The 25,858-nt window shown below is 71.9% G+C and carries 17 protein-coding genes; 9 read left to right on the forward strand and 8 right to left on the reverse strand.

The annotated features are described in order from the left end of the window. Positions 1–21: 21 nt before the first annotated feature. Positions 22–738 (forward strand): HAD family hydrolase, encoded by a 717-nt coding sequence (locus tag ACFTZC_RS06165; RefSeq protein ID WP_382887325.1) that lies wholly within the window; start codon positions 22–24, stop codon positions 736–738. 75 nt (positions 739–813) lie between these two features. On the opposite strand, the gene ACFTZC_RS06170 is transcribed toward ACFTZC_RS06165, so the two are convergent. Further along, positions 814–1,380 carry a DJ-1/PfpI family protein gene (locus ACFTZC_RS06170; RefSeq protein ID WP_382887327.1) on the reverse strand — a complete coding sequence of 189 codons (567 nt, stop codon included), beginning with the start codon at positions 1,378–1,380 and terminating at the stop codon, positions 814–816. A gap of 490 nt (positions 1,381–1,870) precedes the next feature. Between ACFTZC_RS06170 and ACFTZC_RS06175 the strand changes: the two genes are divergently transcribed. Continuing rightward, positions 1,871–6,901 (forward strand): NAD-glutamate dehydrogenase, encoded by a 5,031-nt coding sequence (locus tag ACFTZC_RS06175; protein ID WP_382887329.1) that lies wholly within the window; start codon positions 1,871–1,873, stop codon positions 6,899–6,901. 77 nt (positions 6,902–6,978) lie between these two features. Here ACFTZC_RS06175 and ACFTZC_RS06180 read toward each other — a convergent pair whose 3' ends face one another. Then, positions 6,979–7,803, reverse strand: a complete 825-nt coding sequence (locus tag ACFTZC_RS06180; protein WP_382887331.1) for an ABC transporter ATP-binding protein — start codon at positions 7,801–7,803, stop codon at positions 6,979–6,981. Continuing rightward, a complete protein-coding gene (locus ACFTZC_RS06185) occupies positions 7,796–8,761 on the reverse strand; it encodes an ABC transporter permease (RefSeq protein ID WP_382887766.1) in 966 nt (321 codons plus the stop codon). The genes ACFTZC_RS06180 and ACFTZC_RS06185 overlap by 8 nt, the downstream gene beginning before the upstream one ends. A gap of 177 nt (positions 8,762–8,938) precedes the next feature. Here ACFTZC_RS06185 and ACFTZC_RS06190 point away from each other — a divergent pair, with 177 nt between their 5' ends. Beyond that, positions 8,939–9,580: a TetR/AcrR family transcriptional regulator gene (locus ACFTZC_RS06190; protein ID WP_382887333.1), complete on the forward strand. Its 642-nt coding sequence runs from the start codon at positions 8,939–8,941 to the stop codon at positions 9,578–9,580. Positions 9,581–9,705: 125 nt separating this feature from the next. On the opposite strand, the gene ACFTZC_RS06195 is transcribed toward ACFTZC_RS06190, so the two are convergent. The 4 genes from ACFTZC_RS06195 to ACFTZC_RS06210 all read right to left on the reverse strand — a co-directional run bounded on the left by ACFTZC_RS06195 (position 9,706) and on the right by ACFTZC_RS06210 (position 17,434). Continuing rightward, positions 9,706–10,650 carry a carbohydrate ABC transporter permease gene (locus ACFTZC_RS06195; protein WP_382887335.1) on the reverse strand — a complete coding sequence of 315 codons (945 nt, stop codon included), beginning with the start codon at positions 10,648–10,650 and terminating at the stop codon, positions 9,706–9,708. Then, positions 10,647–12,038 carry a carbohydrate ABC transporter permease gene (locus tag ACFTZC_RS06200; protein ID WP_382887337.1) on the reverse strand — a complete coding sequence of 464 codons (1,392 nt, stop codon included), beginning with the start codon at positions 12,036–12,038 and terminating at the stop codon, positions 10,647–10,649. The genes ACFTZC_RS06195 and ACFTZC_RS06200 overlap by 4 nt, the downstream gene beginning before the upstream one ends. Positions 12,039–12,042: 4 nt before the next feature. Continuing rightward, positions 12,043–13,356: an ABC transporter substrate-binding protein gene (locus tag ACFTZC_RS06205; protein WP_382887767.1), complete on the reverse strand. Its 1,314-nt coding sequence runs from the start codon at positions 13,354–13,356 to the stop codon at positions 12,043–12,045. 349 nt (positions 13,357–13,705) lie between these two features. Continuing rightward, positions 13,706–17,434: an FHA domain-containing protein gene (locus tag ACFTZC_RS06210; protein ID WP_382887339.1), complete on the reverse strand. Its 3,729-nt coding sequence runs from the start codon at positions 17,432–17,434 to the stop codon at positions 13,706–13,708. 553 nt (positions 17,435–17,987) lie between these two features. On the opposite strand from ACFTZC_RS06210, the gene ACFTZC_RS06215 reads away from it, so the two are divergent. From ACFTZC_RS06215 to ACFTZC_RS06230, 4 genes are all read left to right on the forward strand, one after another. Beyond that, positions 17,988–19,613, forward strand: coding sequence for a protein kinase (locus tag ACFTZC_RS06215; RefSeq protein ID WP_382887340.1), 1,626 nt, complete (start codon positions 17,988–17,990; stop codon positions 19,611–19,613). A 169-nt stretch (positions 19,614–19,782) separates the two neighbouring features. After that, positions 19,783–21,024 carry a serine/threonine-protein kinase gene (locus ACFTZC_RS06220; protein WP_382887342.1) on the forward strand — a complete coding sequence of 414 codons (1,242 nt, stop codon included), beginning with the start codon at positions 19,783–19,785 and terminating at the stop codon, positions 21,022–21,024. Between the two features lie 239 nt (positions 21,025–21,263). After that, complete coding sequence (prfB, locus tag ACFTZC_RS06225) at positions 21,264–22,370, forward strand: peptide chain release factor 2 (RefSeq protein WP_382887344.1); 1,107 nt, start codon at positions 21,264–21,266, stop codon at positions 22,368–22,370. Between the two features lie 270 nt (positions 22,371–22,640). Then, positions 22,641–23,549: a hypothetical protein gene (locus ACFTZC_RS06230; RefSeq protein ID WP_382887346.1), complete on the forward strand. Its 909-nt coding sequence runs from the start codon at positions 22,641–22,643 to the stop codon at positions 23,547–23,549. 86 nt (positions 23,550–23,635) lie between these two features. Here the strand turns inward: ACFTZC_RS06230 and ACFTZC_RS06235 are convergent, their stop codons facing one another. Next, positions 23,636–23,830, reverse strand: a complete 195-nt coding sequence (locus tag ACFTZC_RS06235; protein WP_365816134.1) for a hypothetical protein — start codon at positions 23,828–23,830, stop codon at positions 23,636–23,638. A gap of 316 nt (positions 23,831–24,146) precedes the next feature. Between ACFTZC_RS06235 and ftsE the strand changes: the two genes are divergently transcribed. After that, positions 24,147–24,836 carry a cell division ATP-binding protein FtsE gene (ftsE, locus tag ACFTZC_RS06240; RefSeq protein ID WP_382887349.1) on the forward strand — a complete coding sequence of 230 codons (690 nt, stop codon included), beginning with the start codon at positions 24,147–24,149 and terminating at the stop codon, positions 24,834–24,836. A gap of 56 nt (positions 24,837–24,892) precedes the next feature. After that, positions 24,893–25,813: a permease-like cell division protein FtsX gene (gene ftsX / locus ACFTZC_RS06245; protein ID WP_382887351.1), complete on the forward strand. Its 921-nt coding sequence runs from the start codon at positions 24,893–24,895 to the stop codon at positions 25,811–25,813. Positions 25,814–25,858: the final 45 nt, after the last annotated feature.

The raw sequence follows: 25,858 nt of genomic DNA on the forward strand, positions 1-25,858 counted from the left end.
CCGCCCGGTACGGTTCTGGGCATGGGGAAGCAGAACACGCACCTGGTGTGGGACTGGAACGGCACGATCCTCGACGACATGCGCGCGGTCATCGGGGCGACCAACGCGGCCTTCGCGGAGATAGGGCTGGCGCCGATCACGCTCGACCGCTACCGGGAGCTGTACTGCGTGCCCATCCCGCGCTTCTACGAGCGGCTCATGGGGCGCCTGCCGAGCGACGCCGAGTGGGTCGTCATGGACGAGACGTTCCACCGCCACTACACGGAGCGGCGCGACGCATGCGGGCTGACGCGCGGCGTCGAGGAACTGCTCGCGGGGTGGGCGCTCGCGGGCGGCAGCCAGTCGCTGCTGAGTATGTACGGGCACGAACACCTCGTCCCGACGGTGCGGGGCTTCGGGATCGAGCGCCACTTCCTGCGGGTCGACGGCCGCAGGGGCCCGTCGGGCGGCAGCAAGGCCCTGCATCTGGAGCGCCATCTGGCCGCACTGGCCCGGTCGGGCGTGGGGGCAGGGGTGGGCGTGGGGTCCGGGGCGGGCGTGGGGTCCGGAAGGATATCCGCCGACCGTACGGTGGTGATCGGCGACGCGGTCGACGACGCGGTGGCGGCGGCGCATGTGGGGGCACGCGCCGTGCTCTACACCGGCGGCTGCAACAGCCGGGCCACTCTGGAGGCGGTGGGCGTCCCGGTCGTGGACACCCTGGAGGAAGCGGTGGCGCTCGCCCGGGAGTCGGCATAGCCCTCCCGGGCCCGCCCACGGGACTTCGCGGCAGCCTGTCCAGGGCCCGATCCGGCCTGATCCGAACGACTGGCCTCAGGCCACCGGGGCCTTCGCGCGCAGCACGGTGAGGAACGCGCGCATCCAGGCCGGGTGGTCGGGCCAGGCGCGGGAGGAGATCAGGGTGCCGTCCACCACCGCCTCCGCGTCCTGGAAGGTCGCTCCCGCCGACTGCATGTCGATCTCCAGCGCCGGATAGGCCGTGACCCTGCGGCCGGCGAGTTCACCGATCGCCGCCGTGAGCAGCGGGCCGTGGCAGATCTGCGCCACCGGTTTGTCCGCGTCGAAGAAGGACTTGAGGATCTTGCGCAGCTCCGCGTCGCCGCGCAGGTATTCGGGGGCCCGGCCGCCCGGGACGACCAGGGCCGCGTACTCCGTCGGGTCGACCTCGGAGAACGCCAGGTCGGCGGGGAAGGTGTAACCGGGCTTCTCGGTGTAGGTGTCGAAGCCCGGTTCGAAGTCATGGACCACGAACCGGAGCTTCTTCCGGGAAGGAGCGGCGATATGGACCTCGTACCCCTCCTCGCGCAGGCGCTGGTACGGATAGAGGACTTCGAGGGACTCGGCGGCGTCGCCGGTGACGATCAGGACCTTGGCTGCCATGGCTGCTCCCGGGAAGGATGGGGCGGTCTGTCCACCTCTCGACCAGTCTGCCCATCCGTGTCGTCCCCGTCCGTGAGACCGCGCGAGAGGGCCGCCCGTGTCCCCCCGGGCCACCCCCTGGGCCTGTCCGAAGTGGCCAATTCGGAGCCTTGCATTTGTACACAAGCGGCTCATGACGGAGCCTGGGTGGAGGGCGATAGCCTTGTGCCCGTGATCAGCGCGATACGCCGTGGGGGCAGCGAAGCCCCCGGCCTGCGCCCGGAGCGCCAGCGCGCCCGGGCGACCGCCGCTCACCCGGGACATGAACCACGTCGGCGTCGTCCGCCGGTCGCGGCAGCGGACGCGGGACGACTGCCAGAATTGGTCAATAAGGCCCCGGACATCTCTCATCGCGGCATAACGTCGACCCAGACCGGAAACCCCGCGTCGTGGCGTTGTGTCGCTTCCTTCACCTACGTCACGCAACGGCGCGCGACAGGAGCCAGAGGACATGCAGACCAAGCTGGACGAAGCCAAGGCCGAGCTGCTCGAACAGGCGGCCCGGGCCGCTGAGAACAGCCCGGTGGGAGGTGCCGGGGGGCTGGGGGGCGGCCTCCGGAAGGACGCGGACGCCGCCGGGCCCGACGGCACCGGGCCAAGCGGCGGTCCAGGTGACGCCCGGCACGGGGACGGGGACGGCGCCGACCGCGCCGCGGTTCTCGCGTACCTCCAGCGCTACTACCTGCACACGGCCCCGGAGGACCTCGCGGGCCGCGACTCCACCGATGTCCTCGGCGCCGCGCTCTCGCACTACCGGCTCGCCGGGAACCGCCCGCAGGGAACGGCGAGCGTACGGGTCCACACCCCCACGGTCGAGGAGAACGGCTGGACGTGCAGCCACTCCGTGGTGGAGGTCGTCACCGACGACATGCCCTTCCTCGTGGACTCCGTCACCAACGAACTCTCCCGGCAGGGCCGCGGCATCCACGTCGTGATCCACCCTCAGATCACCGTGCGCCGTGATGTCACCGGCAAGCTGATCGAGGTGCTCCCCGAAGGGATCGGCGCCTCGGCCGAGCGCCCCCACGACGCGCTCACCGAGTCCTGGATCCATGTCGAGGTGGACCGCGAGAGCGACCGCGCCGACCTCCGGCAGATGACCGCCGACCTGCTGCGCATCCTGTCCGACGTCCGCGAGACCGTCGAGGACTGGGAGAAGATGCGCGAGGCCGCGCTGCGCATCGCCGAGGAGCTGCCCGGCGAGCCGACCGCGGACGACCTGCGCGAACAGGAGGTCGAGGAGGCCCGCGAGCTGCTGCGCTGGCTCGCCGCCGACCACTTCACCTTCCTCGGCTACCGCGAGTACCAACTGACGGACAGCGACGCCCTGTCCGCCGTCCCCGGCACCGGACTCGGCGTGCTGCGCTCCGACCCGCACCACGGCGCCGACGACGACCACCCGGTCAGTCCCTCCTTCAGCCGGCTGCCCGCCGACGCCCGGGCCAAGGCCCGCGAGCACAAGCTGCTGATCCTCACCAAGGCCAACAGCCGCGCCACGGTCCACCGGCCCAGCTATCTCGACTACGTCGGGGTGAAGAAGTTCGACGACAAGGGCAACGTCGTCGGTGAGCGCCGCTTCCTCGGGCTGTTCTCCTCGGCCGCGTACACCGAGTCCGTCCGCCGGGTCCCGGTGATCCGGCGCAAGGTCGCCGAGGTCCTGGAGGGCGCCGGCTTCTCGCCCAACAGCCACGACGGCCGCGACCTGCTCCAGATCCTGGAGACCTACCCGCGCGACGAGCTGTTCCAGACGCCCGTCGACGAACTGCGCTCCATCGTCACCAGCGTGCTCTACCTCCAGGAGCGCCGCAGGCTGCGGCTCTACCTCCGCCAGGACGAGTACGGGCGCTACTACTCCGCCCTCGTCTACCTGCCCCGCGACCGCTACACCACCGGGGTCCGGCTGCGGCTGGTCGACATCCTCAAGGAGGAGCTGGGCGGCACCAGCGTCGACTTCACCGCGTGGAACACAGAATCGATCCTCTCCCGGCTGCACTTCGTCGTCCGGGTCCCCCGGGGCACCGAGCTGGCCAAGCTCACCGACGCCGACACGGACCGGATCGAGGCCCGCCTCGTGGCCGCGGCCCGCTCCTGGGCCGACGCGTTCGGCGAGGCGCTGAACGCCGAATGCGGCGAGGAGCGCGCCGCCGAACTGCTCCGCAAGTACGGCAGCGCCTTCCCCGAGGGCTACAAGGCCGACCACTCCCCGCGGGCCGCGGTCGCCGACCTGGTCCACCTCGAAGCGCTCGACCAGAAGGAGAAGGACTTCTCCCTCTCCCTGTACGAGCCGGTCGGCGCGGGCCCCGGCGAGCGGCGCTTCAAGATCTACCGCACCGGCGAGCAGGTCTCCCTCTCCGCCGTCCTCCCCGTGCTCCAGCGGCTCGGTGTCGAGGTCGTCGACGAGCGGCCGTACGAGCTGCGCTGCACGGACCGTACCCACGCCTGGATCTACGACTTCGGCCTGCGGCTGCCCCAGGGCGGCACCGGCGGCGGCGACTACCTCACCGAGGACGACCGCGAGCGCTTCCAGCACGCCTTCGCCGCGGTGTGGACCGGAGCCGCGGAGAACGACGGCTTCAACTCCCTCGTCCTGCGGGCCGGTCTGGACTGGCGCCAGGCGATGGTGCTGCGCGCCTACGCCAAGTACCTGCGCCAGTCGGGATCGACCTTCAGCCAGGAGTACATGGAGGACACCCTCCGCTCCAACGTGCACACCACCCGGCTGCTGATCTCCCTCTTCGAGGCCCGCATGTCGCCCGGCCGCCAGCGCGCCGGCACGGAGCTGACGGAGGCCATGCTGGAGGAGCTGGACGGCGCCCTCGACCAGGTCGCGAGCCTGGACGAGGACCGGATCCTGCGCTCCTTCCTCACCCTCATCAAGGCCACGCTGCGGACCAACTTCTTCCAGCGGACCAGCAGCGGCGAGCAGCACCGCTACGTGTCGATGAAGTTCGACCCGCAGGCCATCCCCGACCTCCCCGCGCCCCGCCCCGCCTACGAGATCTGGGTCTACTCCCCGCGCGTCGAGGGGGTCCACCTGCGCTTCGGCAAGGTCGCCCGCGGCGGGCTGCGCTGGTCGGACCGGCGGGAGGACTTCCGTACGGAGATCCTCGGCCTGGTCAAGGCGCAGATGGTCAAGAACACCGTGATCGTGCCGGTCGGCGCCAAGGGCGGCTTCGTCGCCAAGCAGCTGCCCGACCCGGCCGCCGACCGGGACGCCTGGCTCGCCGAGGGCATCGCCTCGTACAAGGTCTTCATCTCGGCGCTGCTCGACATCACGGACAACATGGTCGCCGGCGAGGTCGTGCCGCCCGCCGATGTCGTACGCCACGACGGGGACGACACGTATCTCGTCGTCGCCGCCGACAAGGGCACCGCCAGCTTCTCCGACATCGCCAACGACGTCGCGGTCTCCTACGATTTCTGGCTCGGGGACGCGTTCGCCTCCGGCGGCAGCGCGGGCTACGACCACAAGGGCATGGGCATCACGGCCCGCGGTGCCTGGGAGTCCGTGAAGCGGCACTTCCGCGAGCACGGCCACGACACCCAGACCGAGGACTTCACCGTCGTCGGCGTCGGCGACATGTCCGGTGACGTCTTCGGCAACGGCATGCTGCTCTCCGAGCACATCCGGCTGGTCGCGGCCTTCGACCACCGGCACATCTTCCTCGACCCGCGCCCCGACGCGGCCACCTCGTACGCCGAGCGCCGCCGGCTCTTCGAGCTGCCGCGCTCCTCCTGGGCCGACTACGACAAGGGGCTGCTCTCCCCGGGCGGCGGGATCCACCCCCGTACGGCCAAGTCGATCCCCGTCAACGCGCATGTCCGCGAGGCCCTCGGCATCGAGCCCGGCATCACCAAGCTGACCCCCGCCGAGCTGATGAGGACGATCCTCCAGGCCCCGGTCGACCTGCTGTGGAACGGCGGGATCGGTACGTACGTGAAGGCGTCCACCGAGACGGACGCGGACGTCGGCGACAAGGCCAACGACGCGATCCGCGTCAACGGCGAGGACCTGCGGGTCAAGGTCGTCGGCGAGGGCGGCAACCTGGGGCTGACCCAGCTCGGCCGGATCGAGTTCGCCCGGCGCGGCGCGGGCGGCGCGGGCGGCGACGTCAACACCGACGCCATCGACAACAGCGCGGGCGTGGACACCTCCGACCACGAGGTGAACATCAAGATCCTGCTCAACGGTCTCGTCACCGAAGGGGACATGACCGTCAAGCAGCGCAACAAGCTCCTCGCCGAGATGACCGACGAGGTCGGCGCGCTCGTCCTGCGCAACAACTACGCGCAGAACACCGCGCTCGCCAACGCCCAGGCGCAGGCGCCCTCCCTCCTCCACGCCCACCAGCGCTTCATGCGCCGGCTGGTCCGCGACGGACACCTCGACCGGGCGCTGGAATTCCTCCCCGCCGACCGCCAGATCCGGGAACTCCTCAACTCCGGCAAGGGCCTCTCCCAGCCCGAACTCGCCGTGCTGCTCGCCTACACCAAGATCACGGCGGCGGAGGAGCTGATCCACACCGAGCTGCCGGACGACCCGAGCCTGCGCTCGCTGCTGTACGCGTACTTCCCGCAGCAGCTCCGGGAGCAGTTCGCCGAACAGATCGAGGCACACGCGCTGCGCCGCGAGATCATCACGACGGTCCTGGTCAACGACACCGTCAACACCGGCGGTTCGACCTTCCTGCACCGGCTGCGCGAGGAGACCGGCGCGTCGACCGAGGAGATCGTACGGGCGCAGGCCGCGGCCCGGGAGATCTTCGGGCTGAACGGGGTGTGGGACGCCGTCGAGGCGCTGGACAACCAGGTCCCGGCGGACGTCCAGACCCGGATCAGGCTCCACTCGCGCCGGCTCGTCGAGCGCGGCACACGCTGGCTGCTGGGCAACCGGCCGCAGCCGCTGGAGATCGCGGGGACGATCGAGTTCTTCGCGGCGGGCGTCGAGCGGGTCTGGGCCCAGCTCCCGACGATGCTGCGCGGCCCGGAGCTGGAGTGGTACCAGGCCATCCTCGCGGAGCTGACCGATGCCGGGGTCCCCGAGGAGCTGGCCCTGCGGGTCGCCGGGTTCTCGTCCGTCTTCCCGGCGCTCGACATCGTCGCCATCGCGGACCGTACGGAGCAGGACCCGCTGGCCGTCGCCGAGGTGTACTACGACCTCGGCGACCGGCTGCGGATCAGCCGGCTCATGGACCGGATCGTGGAGCTGCCGCGGGCCGACCGCTGGCAGTCCATGGCTCGCGCCTCGATCCGCGAGGACCTGTACGCGGCGCATGCCGGCCTGACGTCGGACGTCCTGACGGTGGGTGACGGCAGCGCGACGCCCGAGGAGCGGTTCGAGGCGTGGGAGCGGAAGAACGCCGCGATCCTGAGCCGCTCCCGTGCCACGCTCGACGAGATCCAGGGCTCGGACGCGTTCGACCTGGCGAACCTGTCGGTCGCGATGCGCACGATGCGGACGCTGCTGCGCACCCACCGCTGACCGCGGGGAGGACAGGACGGACGAGGGGCGCCCGGCTCGTGGTGAGCCGGGCGCCCCTCGGCGCGCGCGTGCCGTGACTACTGCTTCTTGTTCCTGCCGGCGTTCGTGAACTCCTCGTACGCCGCGACGACCTCCCGCGCCGGGCCGTCCATCCGCAGCGTGCCCGACTCCAGCCACAGCGCCCGGTCGCAGGTCTCCAGGATGGACTTGTTGCTGTGGCTGACGAGGAAGACCGTGCCGGCCTCCTCGCGCAGCGCGCTGATGCGCTCCTGGCTGCGCCGCTGGAACCGGGCGTCGCCGGTGGAGAGCGCCTCGTCGATCAGGAGGACGTCATGGCTCTTGGCGGCGGCGATCGAGAAGCGCAGCCGGGCGCCCATGCCCGAGGAGTACGTCCGCATCGGCAGCGAGATGAAGTCGCCCTTCTCGTTGATGCCGGAGAACTCCACGATGTCCTCGTAGCGCTCCCGGACCTGCTCGCGCGTCATGCCCATGGCCAGCCCGCCGAGAGTGACGTTGCGTTCGCCGGTCAGGTCGTTCATCAGCGCCGCGTTGACGCCGAGCAGCGAGGGCTGGCCCCGGGTGAAGACCCGGCCCCGGCTGGGCGGCAGCAGGCCCGCGACGGCTTTGAGCAGCGTCGACTTGCCGGAGCCGTTGGAGCCGATGAGACCGATCGCCTCGCCCTTGTACGCGGCGAAGCTGACGCCCCGGACGGCGTGCACCTCGCGCGCGCCGGGGGCGGAGCGCCGGGAGAGGATCCGGCTCAGGGCGGAGGTGGCGCTGCCTTTGCCGCCCTTGGTGCCGTGGACGGTGTAGGTGATGTGGACGCCGTCGACGACGACGGTGGGGACCGGCTCGGGGGCGGCGCCCGGCGCCGGGGGGCGTTCCGTGAACGTATCAGCCACGTCCGTACTCCTCTTCGGCCTTCCAGAAGAACAGGAACCCGCCCACACCGGCCACCAGCGCCCAGCCGGCGGCGAGGGCCCAGACATGCGGGGGAAGCTGGGCGGAGGTGAAGCTCTCGACGAGCGCGAAGCGCATCAGGTCGATGTAGACGGCGGCGGGATTGCACTGGAGCGCCACCGTGACGAGGTGCGGCACGTGCTCGCCCTTCGTCACCCGGTCCACGCTCCACATCACACCGGAGACGTACATCCAGGTGCGCAGCAGGAAGGGCATGAGCTGGGAGATGTCCGGGGTCCTGGCCGCCAGCCGGGCCAGCACCATCGAGATCCCGGTGTTGAACACCGCCTGGAGGGCGAGGGCGGGCACCGCGAGCAGCCAACTGAGGCCCGGGTACTCGCCGAAGCAGACCAGGATCACCGCCAGCGCGCCCAGCGAGAAGAGCAGTTGCTGGAGCTGCTGGAGGGCGAGTCCGATCGGCAGGGCGGCGCGCGGGAAGTGCAGGGCCCGTACGAGACCGAGGTTGCCGGAGATCGCGCGGGTGCCCGCCATGATCGAGTTCGAGGTGAAGGTCCAGATGAAGACGCCCGTCACCAGGAACGGGATGAAGTCCGGGATGTCGTGCTTGGTGTCGAGCAGCACCCCGAAGATGAAGTAGTAGACCGTCGCGTTGAGCAGCGGGGTCATGACCTGCCAGATCTGGCCGAGCTTGGCCTGGCTGTACTGGGCGGTCAGCCGCGCCGTCGCGAACGCGGTGATGAAGTGGCGCCGTGACCAGAGCTGCCGCAGGTAGGCGGGGAGCGAGGGGCGGGCGCCGCTCACGGTCAGCCCGTGCCGGCGGGCGAGGGCGCCGAGCTCGGTTTCCCGCGCGGGGCCGGCGGCGCCGGCCGGGGAGTCCGATGAGGGCGGGGCCGCCGGAGGGGACGGAGAGGCCGATGAGTTCGGTGGGGTCGCTGCGATCGTCTGACGCTGGCTCACAGGTGCCGCTTTCGACGGTGGCGGGGGCGGTTCTCTCACTCCCGACGACGGGACGGTGTCGTATCGTCGCAACGCCCACGGTAGGCCGGAGTACGTCGCAACGCAACCGTATCGTCGTTACGTAGCCAGGGTGCCGGTGCGCGGCTATGCTCGGGGCTGATGACTACCGACCCCCGTACCACCACGGGCCCCGGAGCCCCGGCGGGCCCCCGCGCCCCCCGGCGCGTGCCCGCTGGCGCCGCCGTGCTCCGCGAGGACGTGACCGACGCCATCCGCGCCGCCGTCTTCGACGAACTGGCGGCGGTCGGCTTCGCCCGGATGTCCATCGAGGGCATCGCGCGCCGCGCGGGCGTCGGCAAGACCGCCGTCTACCGCCGCTGGAAGTCGAAGCTGGAGCTCGTCCTCGACCTGGTCTCGGCCTTCGCCGAGCAGGGGCTGCCCGCCCCCTCGACCGGCTCGCTCCACGGCGATGTGCGTGCCCTGCTCGAAGTCGCGTCGCACGCCCTGCGCCACCCGGTCGCCTCGCAGGTCATCCCGGATCTTCTGGTGGAGGCGGCGCGTCACCCCGAGATCTCCGACGCGATCAAGGCGGCCCTGCTGGACGAGCAGCGGGGCATCGCGGCCGTGATCGTCCGCGAGGCCGTCGAGCGGGGGGAGCTGCCCGGGGGCGCGGACGCCGACCGGGCGCTCGACCTGATCGTCGGGCCGCTCTACTGGCGGCTGGTCGTCGTCCGCGGCGAACTGCCCCCGGGGTATCTGGACGACCTGGCCGCCTCGGCGGTCGCCGCGCTCAGCCGCTGAGGCCCGCGCCCGGCCGCCCGGGGCCACTCTCCGCGCCCGGCGGTTCCCGTCGTGGCGAGGGGCCGGCCGCCATCCCCGTGGATGACGGCCGGCCCCTCGCCCTGGCAATACCCGTTGCCGCGGTGCTACTTGACGGCTCCCGCCATCACGCCCTGCACGAACTGCCGCTGGAACGCGAAGAACACGGCCAGCGGGATCACCATCGAGACGAACGCGCCGGGCGCCAGCACGTCGATGTTGTTGCCGAACTGCCGTACCTGCTGCTGGAGCGCGACCGTGATCGGCGGGTTCTTCGAGTCCGCGAAGATCAGCGCCACCAGCATGTCGTTCCAGACCCAGAGGAACTGGAAGATGCCGAGCGAGGCGATCGCGGGCCCGCCGAGCGGCATCACGACCCGGGTGAACAGCCGTATCTCGCCCGCGCCGTCGAGCCGCGCCGCCTCCAGCAGCTCCCTCGGGATCTCCGCGAAGAAGTTGCGCAGCAGGAAGATCGCGAAGGGCAGGCCGAAGGCGACATGGAAGAGGATCACGCCGAAGGTCGTCTCGAAGATCCCGATGGCGCCGAACAGTTCGGCGACCGGGACGAGGGCGACCTGTACCGGGACCACCAGCAGCCCCACGACCACCAGGAACCACCAGTCGCGGCCGGGGAAGTCCATCCACGCGAAGGCGTATCCGGCGAGCGAGCCGATCACCACGACCAGGAGCGTCGAGGGGACGGTGATCAGGATCGTGGAGAGCAGCGAGTTGGTGATGATGTCGTTGTCGAGGAGCCGCGTGTAGTTCTCGGTGGTCAGCTGCGCGGGCGCGGTGAAGATCTGCCACCAGCCGCTCGCGTTGATGTCCGCCGGGTCGCGCAGCGAGGAGAGGAACAGGCCGATCGTCGGCATCAGCCAGAACAGGCCGACCAGGACGAGGAAGACCCGTACCGCGCCGCCGCCCGCGCGCGCCGCTATCCGGCTGCCCAGGGACTCCTTCGCCGGCTCCGTCCGCGCCGCCGTGCCCGGCTCCGCCTTCGCCGGGCCGCCGCCGGGACCGGGGGCCGCGTCCGACGCCGTCGTCGTGGTCATCGTCGCGTCTCCCTTCGCATCCGCCGTACGTTGAACAGCATCACCGGGATCACCAGCAGGAGCAGCAGTACGGCGATGGCGCTGCCGACCCCGAGATCGGCGTCCGTGCCGAACGACGAGCGGTAGAGCTGGAGCGCCAGCACGTTCGCGTCGGCCTGGGACGACCCCGGCGGGATGATGAAGACCAGGTCGAAGATCTTCAGCACGTTGATCATCAGGGTCACCATGACGACCGCGAGGACCGGGGCCAGCAGCGGCACGGTGATCCGGCGGAAGACCTGCCACTCCGTCGCGCCGTCCACCCGGGCCGCTTCCATGAGTTCCCGCGGTACGCTCGCGAGCCCCGCCGCGATCAGCACCATCGCGAACCCGGCCCACATCCACAGATAGCTGCCGATGATGGCCGGTGTGACCAGGGTGGGGCCGAGCCATTCCACCCCGTTGTACGGCTCCTTGAAGTTGGCCGCGGGGAGCCGGAGCTGGGCCCCGTCGGCCGCGGCCGGCAGGCTGAACGTGCCGTCGGCGCCCGCGGTCGCGGAGGCCACGACCTTGCCGTCCTTGACCGCCTCGACCTTCAGGCTTCTGAGGCCCCGTTCCTTCGGGTCGATGACGTTCGGCTTCCCGCCGCCGCCCGGGGTGAAGTCCAGCCACGCCGTGCCGGTGACCCGGCCGTCCTCGACCTTCGCGGCCTTCGCGGGCTGCGCGTCCGAGGGCATCTTCGCCGGGGCGACGCCGACCAGCGGCAGCAGCACCTCCGTACCCGCCGAGACGGGTTCCTTGGTGACGAACGAGCCACCGCCCCCCGCCTTCAGCGGATGCACGGGCAGCGGATGCGCCTTGGGATACCCCGCCGACTCGCTGAACGTGTCGTGGACCCCGACCCAGACCGCGTTGGCCACGCCGCGGGCCGGGTCCTGCTCGTACACCAGCCGGAAGATGATGCCCGCCGCGAGCATCGAGATCGCCATCGGCATGAAGACGATCAGCTTGAACGCCGTTCCCCAGCGCACCCGTTCGGTGAGTACGGCGAAGATCAGACCCAGCGCGGTGGCGACGGTCGGGGCGACCACCACCCAGATCGCGTTGTTCTTGACGGCGGTCAGGATGGAGGTGTCGGTGAACAGCTCCACGTAGTTGTCGAGCCCGGCGAAGTTCGCGCCGGACTTGTCGAAGAAGGACCGGTAGACCGAGAAACCGATCGGATACACCACGAGCGCGCCCAGCAGCACCAGCGCGGGCAGCAGGAAGCCCGCCGCGACGAGCTTGCGCGTGCCGGTGACGCTCCTGGGGCCGCCCTTACGGGACTTACGGGATTTACCGGACGGGTCCGCCGGATCTGTCGTGGACACGGGAGGCGGTGTGCCGCCTCCCGTGGTCGCCGTCGTCACCGCGTCAGCTCTTGTACGCCTTGGCCGCGGCGGCTTCCAGCTCCTGCTGGACCCCGGCCACGTCCTTCGGGTTCTTCAGGAAGTCCTGGAGGGACTTCCACTCGCCCTTGCCGGGCGTACCGCCGAACGACTGCGGCATCTGGTCCGACATGTCGAAGCGGAAGTCGTCGCCCGCCGCGATCAGCGCCTTGGCGATGTCGCGCTGCACGTCGTTCGGGTACGAGGCGACGTCGAGCGACTTGTTCGGCGAGATGAAGCCGCCCGACTCCGCCCAGATCTGCGCGGCGTCCGTGGAGGCCAGGAAGGTCAGCAGCGCCTGCGCGCCCTTGGTGTCCTTCAGCGCCACGGCCGCGTCGCCGCCCGTCACCACCGGCGAGTCGCTGCCGACCGCCGGGAACGGGAAGACCTTCGCGTCCGTACCGATCTTCGCGTCCGTCTCCCCGATGTTGACGCCGACGAAGTCCCCTTCGAAGACCATCGCGCCCTTGGGCTGGTCGCCGCCGGTGAACGTCTGCGTGACGGAGGCGGGGAACTCCGTCTGCAGCGCGCCGTCCGTGCCGCCCGCTATCAGGTTCGGCTTGCCGAACAGCTCGCCGAGCGTGGTGAGCGCGTCCTTCACGGACGGGTCGGTCCACTTGATCTCGTGCTGGGCGAGCTGGTCGTACTTCTCCGGGCCCGCCTGCGAGAGGTAGATGTTCTCGAACCAGTCGGTGAGGGTCCAGCCGTCCGCGCCGCCCACCGAGACGGGGGTGACACCGGAGGCGGAGATCGTCTCGGCCGTGGCGAGGAATTCCTTCCAGGTCTTCGGGACCGAGGCGCCCGCGTTCTCGAACGCCGCGTTGTTGTACCAGACCAGCGACTTGTTGGCGGCCTTGAAGTACACGCCGTACTGCTCGCCGTCCACCGCGCCGAGGTCCTGCCAGCCCTTGCCGTAGTTCTTGGCGAGCTGTGCCTTGGTCTCCGGGCCGGCGGGCTTGGCCCACTTCTTCTCCACGGCCTGCTGGATGGCGCCGACCTGCGGGAGCATCGCCACATCGGGCGGGCTGCCGCCCGCGATCTTCGTGCCGAGGAAGTTGACGATCGGGTCCTGGGCGGGCACGAAGGTCACCGTCGCCCCGGTCCGCTTCTCGAACTCGGTCAGGACCTTGGTGAAGTTGGCCTGTTCCGCACCGGTCCAGACGGCGGCGACCTGGATCTTCTCACCGTCCAGCTTGGGGAGTTCGACCGTCACCGCGGCCGGCTTGCCCGAGCTGTCGCCCGAGCCCTTGCCGTCGCCGTCACCGTCTCCGGAACCGCCGCCGCAGCCGCTGAGGGCCATGGCGCCGACGGCGGCGAGCGCGACGGCGGCCCGGCGGGTGCCGGGGATGGTCCGGCCGCCGCTGCGGTCACCGCGGTCGCTGTTGCCAAGCGCCTTGGATGCTCTGCGAGTTGTGCGCATCACTGCCCCGTTTCTCTCCCGTATGCGTACGGATCTACGCGCGTGGGGACCCGGGCAGCGCGACATGACGTAGCGGCGCTGCTCTCGTCCCGTGGGCACAGTCCTACGTCGGGTGACGAGGGGCCGCAATAGCCGATGGGGGGTGAACGTCTCTATCGTGATGGGCTCGTGACGTGGCCCCGCGGACCAAAGCGGGCGGTCTGATGATCTTTCGGGATGTCCCCGCGACTCAGGGGTGAGCGGGGGTCAGTGGGGCCAGCGGTACGGCGTCCACGGAGCGGGCGGCCCGCTCCAGCGCGCTCGCGAGAAGCGCCAGGTCAGTGGGGCCGTTGCCCAGCTCGCGGACGGGCCGGCGGGCCGGCGGATCGCCCATCCGCTCCCACTCCACCACCGCGACCGTCGGCCGCAGCGTCGCGGTGCGCGGGATGCGGCCGGTGACCCGGCCGCCCTGGAACGGGGTGACCCGGCCGTCCGGGTGGCCGAGCCTGCCCCGGCCGGGCGCGGGGTCGTCGGGCGCGGGCGCGGCCGGGGGCGCGTCGAGCACGACGCGCAGCCGCGCGCCCTGGGCCAGTTCCGTGTCGACCGTACGCTCGGGGCGGGCCGAGGCGGCCACGAGATGGACCCCCAGGCGCTCACCGTCCCGCGCGACGGCTTCCAGGGCGCGTACGACGGAACCGGCCGAGGGCCGGCCGGGGCTGCCGAGGGAGGGCGCGACCAGTGCTTCGTAGTCGTCGACCAGCACGACGAGGCGGGGGAGGGGGGCGTCCGCGCCGAGGGGGGCGTCCGCGCTCCGGGCGGAAACCCGGGGCCGGCTCCGGTCCTGCTCCCGGGTCTGCTCCCGTGACTGGTCCCTGGCCTGGTCCCGGCCCTGTTCGCGGGGCTGGTCCCGGCCTTGCTCCCTGGTCTGTGCGTGGCGGAGCCTGAGTGTGCCGCCGCCCAGGGTGTCGCCCGCCCGCTGCTCGGCCGCGCTAGGTCCGCGCTGGCTGATCAGCCGCTCCGGGACCTGCTGCGGGTCCCGCGGGTCCCGCGGATCCTGCGGCTCGCGTGGGGAGCGCGGATCCTGCGCGTCCCGGTGGTCCCGTACGCCGTCCCGCGCGCCGCTGTGCCACTCCGTGAAGTCCAGCCGGCCCAGCAGCTCCGACCGGCGCTTCAGCTCGCCGCCCAGCGCCTGCGCGAACTGCCGCATCCGGACCGGGTCCGACGCCACCAGGTGCTCGGTCACGTGCGGCAGCTCCGTACAGACCGAGAGCCCCTCGCCGCGCTCGCCCCCGGCGCCGTCGACCAGCAGCAGCCCCAGCCGGTCGGGGCGGGCCCCGGCGGCGAGGGAGGCGGCGATGGAGCGCAGCAGCTCCGTACGGCCGCTGCCCGCCGGGCCCTCGATCAGCAGATGCGGACCCTCCTCCGTCAGATCCACGCTCACCGGGCCGCGCGGCCCCGCCCCGAGGACCGCCGTGCAGTCCAGGGTGCGGTCGGCGGCCGACGCCCAACGGGCCATCAGCGAGGCCGGGGTGGCGCGGGCCAGCCCCAGCTCGTCCAGCAGTCTCGACGAGCGCGGCAGTGCGGCGGCGGGTCTGTTCCGGCCGCTCGCGGCGGCCCGCAGCGGCGCCAGCGCCCGGCCGAACCGCTCGGCCCAGGCGGGCGAGACCGCGTCCACCACGGCGAGCGTGCCGTGGCCGGCGGGCTGTCCCACCGCCGTACGCAGCAGCCGCAGCGTGGTGGCCACATCGCCGCTCAGCAGGGCGACGGCCCCGCACTCGCGGAAGGGCAGCGAGGCGGCGCACGCCGTCTCGTAGGTCGCGGCGATCGGCGACAGCGGGGAGGCGGACTCCGTCTCGGCGAGACAGAGCAGATGGATCCCCGCAGCGGCGCCGCCGCCCGCGAGCCGTGCCGTCGTCTCGCGCAGCGCGGCGGAACCGGGGTCGCCGTCCACGATCACCAGCGTGTACGGGCCGTCGTGGCGGGCGGCGGCCTCCGTGACCGTCCACGGGTCGGCCGAGGCCCAGCCGGGCCCGAGCGGCCCGTCGTCGAGCCGGCGCGTCAGCTCGTCCGTCCGCGCGGCCGCCTGGTCCGCGTCGTACGCGAGGAGCAGTCGGCAGTCCTGGCCGTGGGCCGGCCGGACGTGCGGGAGCCAGCCGAGCCAGCTCCAGTCCCGCGTGCGCTCCGCCAGGCTCCGAGCCCGGTCCGCGCTGATCAGCACGATCTCCAGATCGGCGGGCGCGTGCAGCGCGGCGAGCTGGGCCACCGTCCAGCGGGCCAGCCCCGTCAGCCGCTCCCGGGGGCCCGCGATGCCGAGCGATCCGGCCTCGCGCAGCCCGACCGTCACCGGCACGAGCGGCAACGGCCGGGTGCCGTCGGTGGACGGGCGGTCGGCGGTGCCGATCCGGACGGCGAGCGCCTCGGCGTGCCGGCTGCCCCGCTCCCACAGCCGGGGGCCCGGGCCGAGCGCGGTCAGCAGCACCGTGGCCGGATCGGGCCAGGTCTCGGGGGAGGGGCCGCGTCCGGCGGCGGTGGCGGGACCGGCGTGGCCGGGCGCCGTCTCCGGCAGCTCGTCGCCGCGGCTGCCCGCGAGCCGCCGCGCCCAGGCGCCTATGCCGCCGCGGCGGCGGGCCGCCAGGTCGGGCGGTTCGGTGCCGCGCGGGGGCGTCTCCTGGCGGCGGGAGCCGGGCGTCCTGCTGTGCGGCCGGGGTTCTTCGTACGCCGCGGGGTCGGTGGCCGGGTCGGCCGCCGCCGGCCTGCTGTGCCCGCTGTCCCGCGTGGCGCCCGGCGCTTCGGAGTCCACCCCGGGCAGCGGGGTGCGGCCGTAGTGCGTGTCGGCGCTGCGCGTGTCGGGCACGCGCGGGGCGCCGGGCGGATTGCCGTACTGCGAGCCGCCGTACTCGGGGCGGGAGGCGCTGTGGCCGTCGTACCGCCCCGCGTCGTACTGCCCGTCGTGTCCGTCACGCCCGTCGCGAGGGACACGTCCGTCCCGCCGGTCGTGCCCGGCCTGCTCGAACCGCCCGCGGTCGTACTGCGCTCCGGGGATCCGGGTCGACGCGCCCGCCTGCCCCGCGTCGTACGCGCCGGGTGCCCGGCCGCCGCCCGCGTGGCGGCCGCGGGTGCCGCCGCCGGGCGCGGTGTCCGGCCCCGGACCGCCGCGGCCGGCCGTGCCGCGGTCGTCGGGGGCGCCCGTCGCGTCGCCGTACGGGAGCGCTCCCGGAGGGGAGCCCGCGGCGCGGCCCCCGGTGGGGTACGGATCCCGGCCGGTGTCGGCGGTGCGGTCGGTGCCGGCAGTGCCGTTGGCGCTGTCAGCGCCGTCCGCGCCGTCAGTGCGACGGGTCTCCGGGCGGGTGATCCGCAGATGGCCCTCGCCGTCCGCCGCCGTCGCCAGCGCGGCCGTGCGCCGCCCGCCCGTGAGGCGGAGCGCGGACTCGCCGAGCCGCAGCAGCGCGCCGGGCGCCAGCCGGACCGGGCGGGCGCCCACCCGGACGCCCTCCAGCGTCGTCCCGTTCGTCGACTGGAGGTCCGCGACCGTGACCCCGCCGTCCTCCGCGACCGTCACCGCGCAGTGCAGCCGCGAGACGTCCGGGTCGTCCAGCGGCACATCGGCGTCGGCGGAGCGGCCGATCCTGATCTGTCCGCCGTGCAGCAGATGGACCCCGCCCGCGTCCGGGCCCGCGACCACATGGAGCTGGGCGGGCGCGTCCTCCGTCGGGACCTCCGTCTCGCCCGGGACCTGGAGCGAGAGCACCGCGCCGTCGATCAGCGGCGGCTCTCCCAGCGCGCAGCGCTGCGCGTCGAGCCGCTCGCGGCCGGAGTAGAGGACGACGGTGCCGGGCGCGTCGGGGCCCGAGACGGCCGTGGCGAGGGCGGCGGCGACGGCGGCCAGCGCCGTGCCCGCCGGGGCGGTGACGAGCACGTCACAGGAGCGCCCGGCGGCATGGCCGCCACGCGGCGCGAGGACGGTCAGCCGGATCTGCATCGCCGTCAGCGGTCCCTTCTGCGCGGGGTGCCCGGCAGAGGGGGAAGCACGGTGATCTCCCCCCACGCCACGCACGGACGCGTCGTCCGGTACAGGTCGGCACGGGGCGGCGAGAATCCCCCACTCCACACGTCACGTGCTTGAGGGCATCTTCGCACCTGCCACTGACAACACGCCCGGGTACCGGCAACAAGTGATCTTGAATAGTCGGCTGTTGGCGTAAAAGTGCCTGCTTGGGCGCTTCTTCACGGCGGGTTGGGACCGGGTGTGATGTCCTCGGCCGCGCGGTGCGGCAACCAGCCGTACGATGCGTGCGTCTTCCTTTCGAACACGATCCGACCCGGTCCGACCCGATCAAGAAGCAGCATCCAGCCCGACGGCCACCTCCCCGGCCACCTCTTGGCCAAGCCTCGGCCACCCCCTGACCAGGCCTCCGACCGGCGTCCTGACCAGGGAGCCGACCGGCCGGTTTAAAGTGGGTCCGAGGCCCGGCCCCGCCGGGCGATGATGATCACGACCAGCGAGACGACCACGATCAGCAGGGAGCCATGACGTGCGGCCCGTAGGCAGCAAGTACCTGCTCGATGAGCCGATCGGACGCGGCGCCACGGGCACCGTCTGGCGAGCGAGTCAGCGGGAGACGGCGGGGGCCGAGGCGGCCGTCGCCGGCCAGCCCGGCGAGACCGTCGCGATCAAGGTCCTCAAGGAGGAGCTGGCGAACGACGCGGACGTGGTGATGCGCTTCCTGCGCGAGCGCTCCGTCCTGCTCCGCCTGACCCACCCCAACATCGTCCGCACCCGTGACCTGGTGGTCGAGGGCGATCTCCTCGCGCTCGTCATGGACCTGGTGGACGGCCCCGACCTGCACCGGTATCTGCGCGAGAACGGCCCGTTCACCCCGGTCGCCGCCGCGCTGCTGACCGCCCAGATCGCGGACGCCCTCGCCGCCAGCCACGCCGACGGCGTCGTCCACCGGGACCTCAAGCCCGCCAACGTCCTGCTGAGGAACGACGGCGAGCGGCTGCACCCGATGCTCACCGACTTCGGCATCGCGCGCCTCGCGGACTCCCCGGGGCTGACCCGCACCCACGAGTTCGTCGGCACCCCGGCCTATGTCGCGCCGGAGTCCGCCGAGGGCCGCCCGCAGACCTCCGCCGTGGACATCTACGGCGCGGGCATCCTGCTGTACGAACTGGTCACGGGGCAGCCGCCGTTCGCCGGCGCGACCGCCCTCGAAGTGCTCCACCGGCACCTCAGCGAGGAGCCCCGCCGCCCCACCACCGTGCCCGAGCCGCTGTGGACCGTCATCGAGCGCTGCCTGCGCAAGGAGCCGGACCAGCGGCCCAGCGCCGAGAACCTGGCCCGCGCCCTGCGGACCGTCGCCGCCGGGGTCGGGGTGCACTCCACGCCCGCCCAGGTCGACGCCGCGCTGGGGGTCGCCGCGCTGCTCGCGCCCGACCCGTCGCCCGCGCCCGTACCCGGCACGGCGGGCGGCGACGCCGAGCCGACGCAGGTCCTGCCGAGCAACGCCGCCTCGTACGACCCGGCCGCGCCCACCAGCGTCATGCCCTCCACCGGACCGGGCGCCGGGCGCGGCCCCGGCGCGGCGGACCCGACCGCGATGATGCCGCCCGTACCGCAGGACCCCGAGGGGCCGCACCCCTGGCAGGGCCAGCTCCAGGCCGCGCGGGACCGCAACGAGCAGACCCAGGTCCAGTACCTCGACCCCAGCCAGGACCCGCTGCGCCGCCGCCCGCAGCGGTCGCAGGGCCCCCGGCAGCAGCCTCCGCCGCCCCAGCAGCGTCAGCCGCAGCAGCGGTACGCGCCGCCTCCGCCGCCCCCGCAGCAACAGCAGCAGCATTACGCCCCGCAGCAACAGCAGTACGCGCCGCCCCAGGCGCCGCCGCCCCAGCAGCCCGCGCCCCGTCAGCCGCGCGAGCCGCGCCCGCCCCGGCAGCGCAGCGCCAACCCCATGCACATCCCGGGCCTCGGCTGCCTCAAGGGCTGTCTCTTCACGATCGTCCTGCTCGTCATCGCGGGCTGGCTCATCTGGGAGCTGACCCCGCTCCAGGGCTGGATCGACGAGGGCAAGGGCTACTGGGAGGCGATCGGCGACGGGATCTCCACGGTGACGGACTGGTTCTCCCAGTTCGGCGGCGACAGCGCCTCGGGCAACTAGCGGCCGGTAGCTGTACGGATCGCCGTAGTCCCCGGCGATCCGAGGGGACATATCCGCTCGGATCGCCTCATTACCCCTGTCGGCGGCGGGAGTTGGCGCCGACCGGGGCACGGAGCGCCCCGACTTCCGCGTACTTTGATGGGCAACGCCAGCCGCTGAGGGAGCAGTCTTGGCACGGAATATCGGCAGCCGGTACACCGCCCATCAGATCCTGGGGCGGGGCAGCGCCGGCACGGTGTGGCTCGGCGAGGGGCCCGACGGCCCGGTCGCCATCAAGCTGCTGCGCGAGGACCTCGCGTCCGACCAGGAGCTGGTCGGACGCTTCGTCCAGGAGCGCACCGCCCTGCTCGGGCTCGACCACCCCCGGGTGGTCGCCGTCCATGACCTCGTCGTGGACGGCAACGACCTCGCGCTCGTGATGGATCTGATCCGCGGTACCGACCTGCGCACCCGCCTCGACCGCGAGCGCAGGCTCGCCCCCGAGGCGGCGGTCGCGATCGTCGCCGACGTCGCGGACGGGCTTGCCGCCGCGCACGCGGCCGGGGTCGTCCACCGCGACGTCAAGCCGGAGAACATCCTGCTCGACATGGAGGGCCCGCTCGGCCCGGGCGGCGCGCACCCCGCGCTGCTCACCGACTTCGGCGTCGCCAAGCTGATCGACACCCCCCGGCGCACCAAGGCCAGCAAGATCATCGGCACCCCCGACTATCTGGCGCCCGAGATCGTCGAGGGGCTGCCGCCGCGCGCGGCCGTCGACATCTACGCGCTGGCCACGGTCCTGTACGAGCTGCTCGCCGGGTTCACCCCGTTCGGGGGCGGCCACCCCGGGGCCGTACTGCGCCGCCATGTCACCGAGACCGTCGTCCCGCTGCCCGGTATCCCCGAGGAGCTGTGGCAGCTCCTCGTCCAGTGCCTGGCGAAGGGCCCCGCGTCCCGGCTGCGCGCCTCGGAACTGGCCGCGCGGCTGCGCGAGCAGCTGCCGCTCCTCGCGGGCATCCCGCCGCTGGACGTGGACGAGCCGGACGCGGAGCCCACGGAGCAGCCGCGCCCCTGGGAATCGGCTCCCGGCACCGCCGCCGAGGAGCCGCGCCGCAGGGGCTCGGTCCCGCTGGTGCCCGGCGCGGCCCCGGACTCCAACCGGGACACCCATACGAGCATGCGCGTCCCGGCCCCGGACGAGCTGGCGGGCGGCGCCCGGGGCACCGCCCGCGCGCCCCGCTCCCCGGGCCAGCGCCGCCCCGGCAGCGCCCGGCACAAGGCGGAGGCGGTCCGTAAGCGCCGGATCGCGCTGGGCGCGGCGGCGGTCCTGCTGATCGCGGCGCTGGGCGTGGGCGGCTGGCTGACCCTGGGCGGCGACGGCACGGACAGCACCCCGCAGGACTCGAAACAGACCACGTCCCCGGTGCCCTAGTCCCTGGACACGGGGTGACCGGGCCTCGCCGGATGGCCGTCCGATGCCCGATACCAGGTTCTTCCGTCGGCTTTCACCGCCGCCGGCGAGTGAGCCGAAGGGGCGCGTCGGCGCCGTAAGAGAGAGCGCGCGCAGGTTCGTGAGGAACGAGCGAACCGAGCACGGTCGACCGTCGGCGCCGACTTGCAGCGCCCCGGAGGCGAACCGAGCCCCGAAAAAATACGCGTTAGGCTGGTGCCGTGGCAGTCGTCGATGTATCCGAAGAGCTGAAGTCCCTCTCCTCGACCATGGGGTCGATCGAGGCCGTCCTGGACCTCGACAGGCTGAGGGCCGACATCGCCGTGCTTGAGGAGCAGGCCGCGGTGCCGTCCCTCTGGGACGACCCCGAGGCGGCGCAGAAGATCACCAGCAAGCTGTCGCACCTCCAGGCCGAGGTCCGCAAGACGGAGGCGCTGCGCGGGCGCATCGACGACCTGGAAGTGATGTTCGAGCTGGCCGAGTCCGAGGACGACGCGGAGGCGCGCGCCGAGGCGGAGACCGAGCTGGAGTCGGTGCGCAAGGCGCTGGACGAGATGGAGGTCCGTACGCTCCTGTCCGGCGAGTACGACGAGCGCGAGGCGCTGGTCAACATCCGCGCCGAGGCGGGTGGCGTGGACGCCGCCGACTTCGCCGAGCAGTTGCAGCGGATGTATCTGCGCTGGGCGGAGCGGCACGGCTACGGCACCGAGGTCTACGAGACGTCGTACGCGGAGGAGGCCGGCATCAAGTCGACCACCTTCGTCGTGAAGGCGCCGTACGCGTACGGGACGCTCTCCGTGGAGCAGGGCACCCATCGCCTGGTCCGTATCTCGCCGTTCGACAACCAGGGCCGCCGCCAGACGTCCTTCGCGGGCGTCGAGGTGCTGCCGGTCGTGGAGTCCAGCGACCATGTCGAGATCGACGAGTCCGAGCTGCGCGTGGACGTGTACCGCGCGTCGGGCCCCGGCGGTCAGGGCGTCAACACCACGGACTCCGCGGTCCGTATCACGCACCTCCCGACCGGCATCGTGGTCTCCTGCCAGAACGAGCGCTCGCAGATCCAGAACAAGGCGAGCGCGATGAACGTCCTCCAGGCGAAGCTGCTGGAGCGCCGCAGGCAGGAGGAGCAGGCCAGGATGGACGCCCTGAAGGGCGACGGCGGCAACTCCTGGGGCAACCAGATGCGTTCCTACGTCCTTCACCCGTACCAGATGGTCAAGGACCTGCGGACGGAGTTCGAGGTCGGGAATCCGCAGGGTGTGCTGGACGGGGAGATCGACGGATTCCTGGAGGCGGGAATTCGCTGGCGCAAGCAGCAGGACAAGTAAATTCGCGCTTTGTCGACAAGGGAACTGCCGTCCGGTGGGCGGCAGTTCCCTTTTACGTCACAGTTGCATCCCCGCACGCCGGACAACTCCCGCGATATCGGTCATCGCACGCGCAACGACCTTGACGCGTATATGAAAACCGGGAACTCTGACGCTTGGCATGCGTATATCCGGGGCGCGTGAGACCGGGGGCGGCGAGCACGGACCCCCAGCGGCCGCGGCCCCGGACGCTGCACCACTGACGTATCAGCTACTGGGGGTAGCAAGCAGATGACCAAAAAGACGCGGATCCGCGTGGCACGCGTGGCGGCCGGTGCGGTTATCGCCGCGGGTGCCTCGCTGACCATCGCGGGCGCCGCTCAGGCCGCCGGTATCGGCGTGTCCGTGGAGACGGGCGTCGTCGATGTCGGCCTCGGCATCGGCAACACCACCGAGGGTGCGACGGACGGCGGCGGCGACCCGGGTGGCGTCGACAGCGGCGGCACCTCCGACGGCGGCACGACCGACGGCGGGACCACGGACGGCGGGACCACCGATGGTGGCACGACCGACGGCGGGACCACCGATGGTGGGACCACGGACGGTGGCACCACGGACGGTGGTACGACCGACGGTGGTACGACGGACGGCGGGACCACGGACGGTGGCACCACGGACGGCGGGACCACCGATGGTGGCACGACCGATGGCGGGACCACCGATGGTGGGACCACGGACGGTGGGACCACGGACGGTGGTACGACCGACGGTGGCACGACGGACGGCGGGACCACCGACGGTGGCACCACGGACGGCGGGACCACGGACGGCGGGACCACGGACGGTGGCACGACCGACGGCGGCACCACCGACGGTGGTTCGACCGACGGCGGCGCGACCGGCGGCTCGGAGGGTGCGTCCGGCGGTTCCGAGGGTGCGACCGGCGGCTCGACCACCGGTGGCGACAACGGCGCGGGCACCTGCACCGTCGACCTCGACGGCGCCGCGTGCACCGACAACACCGAGACCGACAATGCCGGCTCCAAGCCGGTGCAGCAGGGTGAGGCCAAGGAGGAGCTGGCGGAGACCGGCGCCGCCGAGACCACGTTCCTGCTGATCGGCGCCGCGACCATGATCGCGGGTGGCATCGGCTTCCGTATGCTGCCCCGCCTGGTCAGCGGCGGTCGTACCGTCGCCTGATCACAGTGAAGGGCCCGGACGCGTTCTCCGCGTCCGGGCCCTTCGTCATGCACACGTGTGTGCGAGATGTCACTCCGGGTGATGCCTCACGCCGGCTGATGCGTCGCGACGAGCGCCACCGCCGCCAGCAGCAGCACCACCAGCGTCAGCAGTGCCACCGGGCTCAGCGCCCCCAGCGGGCCCTGCTGCTCCAGGCGCTCCCGGTGAGCACGGCACACCCGGCATCTGCCCTCGGTGACCGGTCCCGCGCAGTTGGCGCACACCAATCGGTCGTAGGTCATGCGCATTCCTCCTCACCGCGCGGCGGAGCCGCAAAAAGTGTCTCTCCGCCCAACGCTCGGGGGAACACGACCGTTCCCCACCCCCACTGTGCCAGTTTCCGGCCGGTTCGGCGCGGCCGGACGGATTCCGGCCGGACCCTTCCCGGTGGCGGTGGCTCCGTATCCGTGCTAAACCACCCAAGCCGACCCCAAACCCGTCCCGGAACGGCCGGCCGAGCACCTCCGCGGGCGGGCCGACTTCGGACGCGGACTGCGCGCGCCAGTCGGGTTCGCGTAAGGTCACGCTCACCTACTCCCGGCCGACCGTGGTGCACCCGTGATCCGATTCGACAACGTCACCAAGACCTACCCGAAACAGAACAGTCCCGCCCTCCGCGATGTCTCCCTCGAAATCGAGAAGGGCGAGTTCGTCTTCCTCGTCGGCTCGTCCGGCTCCGGAAAGTCGACCTTCCTCCGACTGCTCCTGCGCGAGGAGCGCACCAGCCACGGCATGGTGCATGTCCTCGGCAAGGACCTCGCCCGCCTGTCCAACTGGAAAGTGCCGCAGATGCGCCGTCAACTGGGCACGGTCTTCCAGGACTTCCGGCTGCTGCCCAACAAGACCGTCGCGCAGAACGTGGCCTTCGCGCAGGAGGTCATCGGCAAGCCGCGCGGTGAGACCCGCAAGGCCGTCCCCCAGGTCCTCGACCTCGTCGGTCTCGGCGGCAAGGAGGACCGGATGCCCGGCGAGCTGTCCGGTGGTGAGCAGCAGCGCGTGGCGATCGCGCGCGCCTTCGTCAACCGCCCCATGCTGCTGATCGCGGACGAGCCCACCGGCAACCTCGACCCGCAGACCTCCGTCGGCATCATGAAGCTGCTGGACCGCATCAACCGCACCGGTACGACTGTCGTGATGGCGACCCACGACCAGAACATCGTCGACCAGATGCGCAAGCGCGTGATCGAGCTGGAGAAGGGCCGTCTCGTGCGTGACCAGGCACGCGGCGTCTACGGATACCAGCACTGACCACCGGCTCCCCACCGCGTCACCGAGCATTGAGAAACGAAAGCTGAAAGGACGCCATGCGCGCCCAGTTCGTCCTGTCGGAGATCGGCGTCGGTCTCCGTCGCAATCTCACGATGACCTTCGCGGTCATCGTCTCCGTAGCCCTCTCGCTCGCCCTGTTCGGCGGCGCGCTCCTCCTGCGCGAGCAGGTCGGCGTGATGAAGGACTACTGGTACGACAAGGTCAACGTCTCCATCTTCCTCTGCAACAAGAACGACGCGGCGACCGCGCCCAAGTGCGCCAAGGGCGCGGCCACGGGTCAGCAGAAGGACCAGATCAAGGCCGACCTGGCCAAGATGGACAGCATCGTCGAGACCGTCCACTACGAGACGTCGGACGAGGCGTACAAGCACTACAAGGAGCGGTACGGCGACACCCCCATCGCCGCGACCATCACTCCGGACCAGATGCCGGAATCCTTCCGGGTGAAGCTGAAGGACCCGGAGAAGTACCAGGTGGTCGCGACCGCGTTCGCCGGCCGGGACGGGGTGGAGTCCGTCCAGGACCAGCGGAACATCCTGCAGAACCTCTTCGACCTGATGAACGGCATGAACATCGCCGCACTCTGTGTGATGGCGCTGATGCTGGTCATCGCGTTGATGCTGATCGTGAACACCGTGCGCGTATCGGCGTTCAGCCGGCGCCGGGAGACCGGGATCATGCGGCTCGTCGGCGCGTCCAGTTTCTACATCCAGATGCCGTTCATCATGGAGGCCGCGTTCGCGGGACTGATCGGCGGTGGGGTCGCGTGCGTGATGCTGCTCCTCGGCCGGTACTTCCTGATCGACCACGGTCTCGCCCTCGCCGACAAGATGCAGTTGGTCAACTTCATCGGCTGGGACGCGGTGCTCGCCAAGCTTCCGCTGGTGATCGCGATCGGTCTGCTGATGCCCGCCGTGGCCGCTTTCATCGCGCTGCGCAAGTACCTCCGGGTGTGACAAGCGCCCCTGGCACGGTGGCGGCAAGCACCGTCCGGTCGGGTC

The organism is Streptomyces sp. NPDC056987 (genome assembly GCF_042673865.1).
GTDB lineage: Bacteria > Actinomycetota > Actinomycetes > Streptomycetales > Streptomycetaceae > Streptomyces.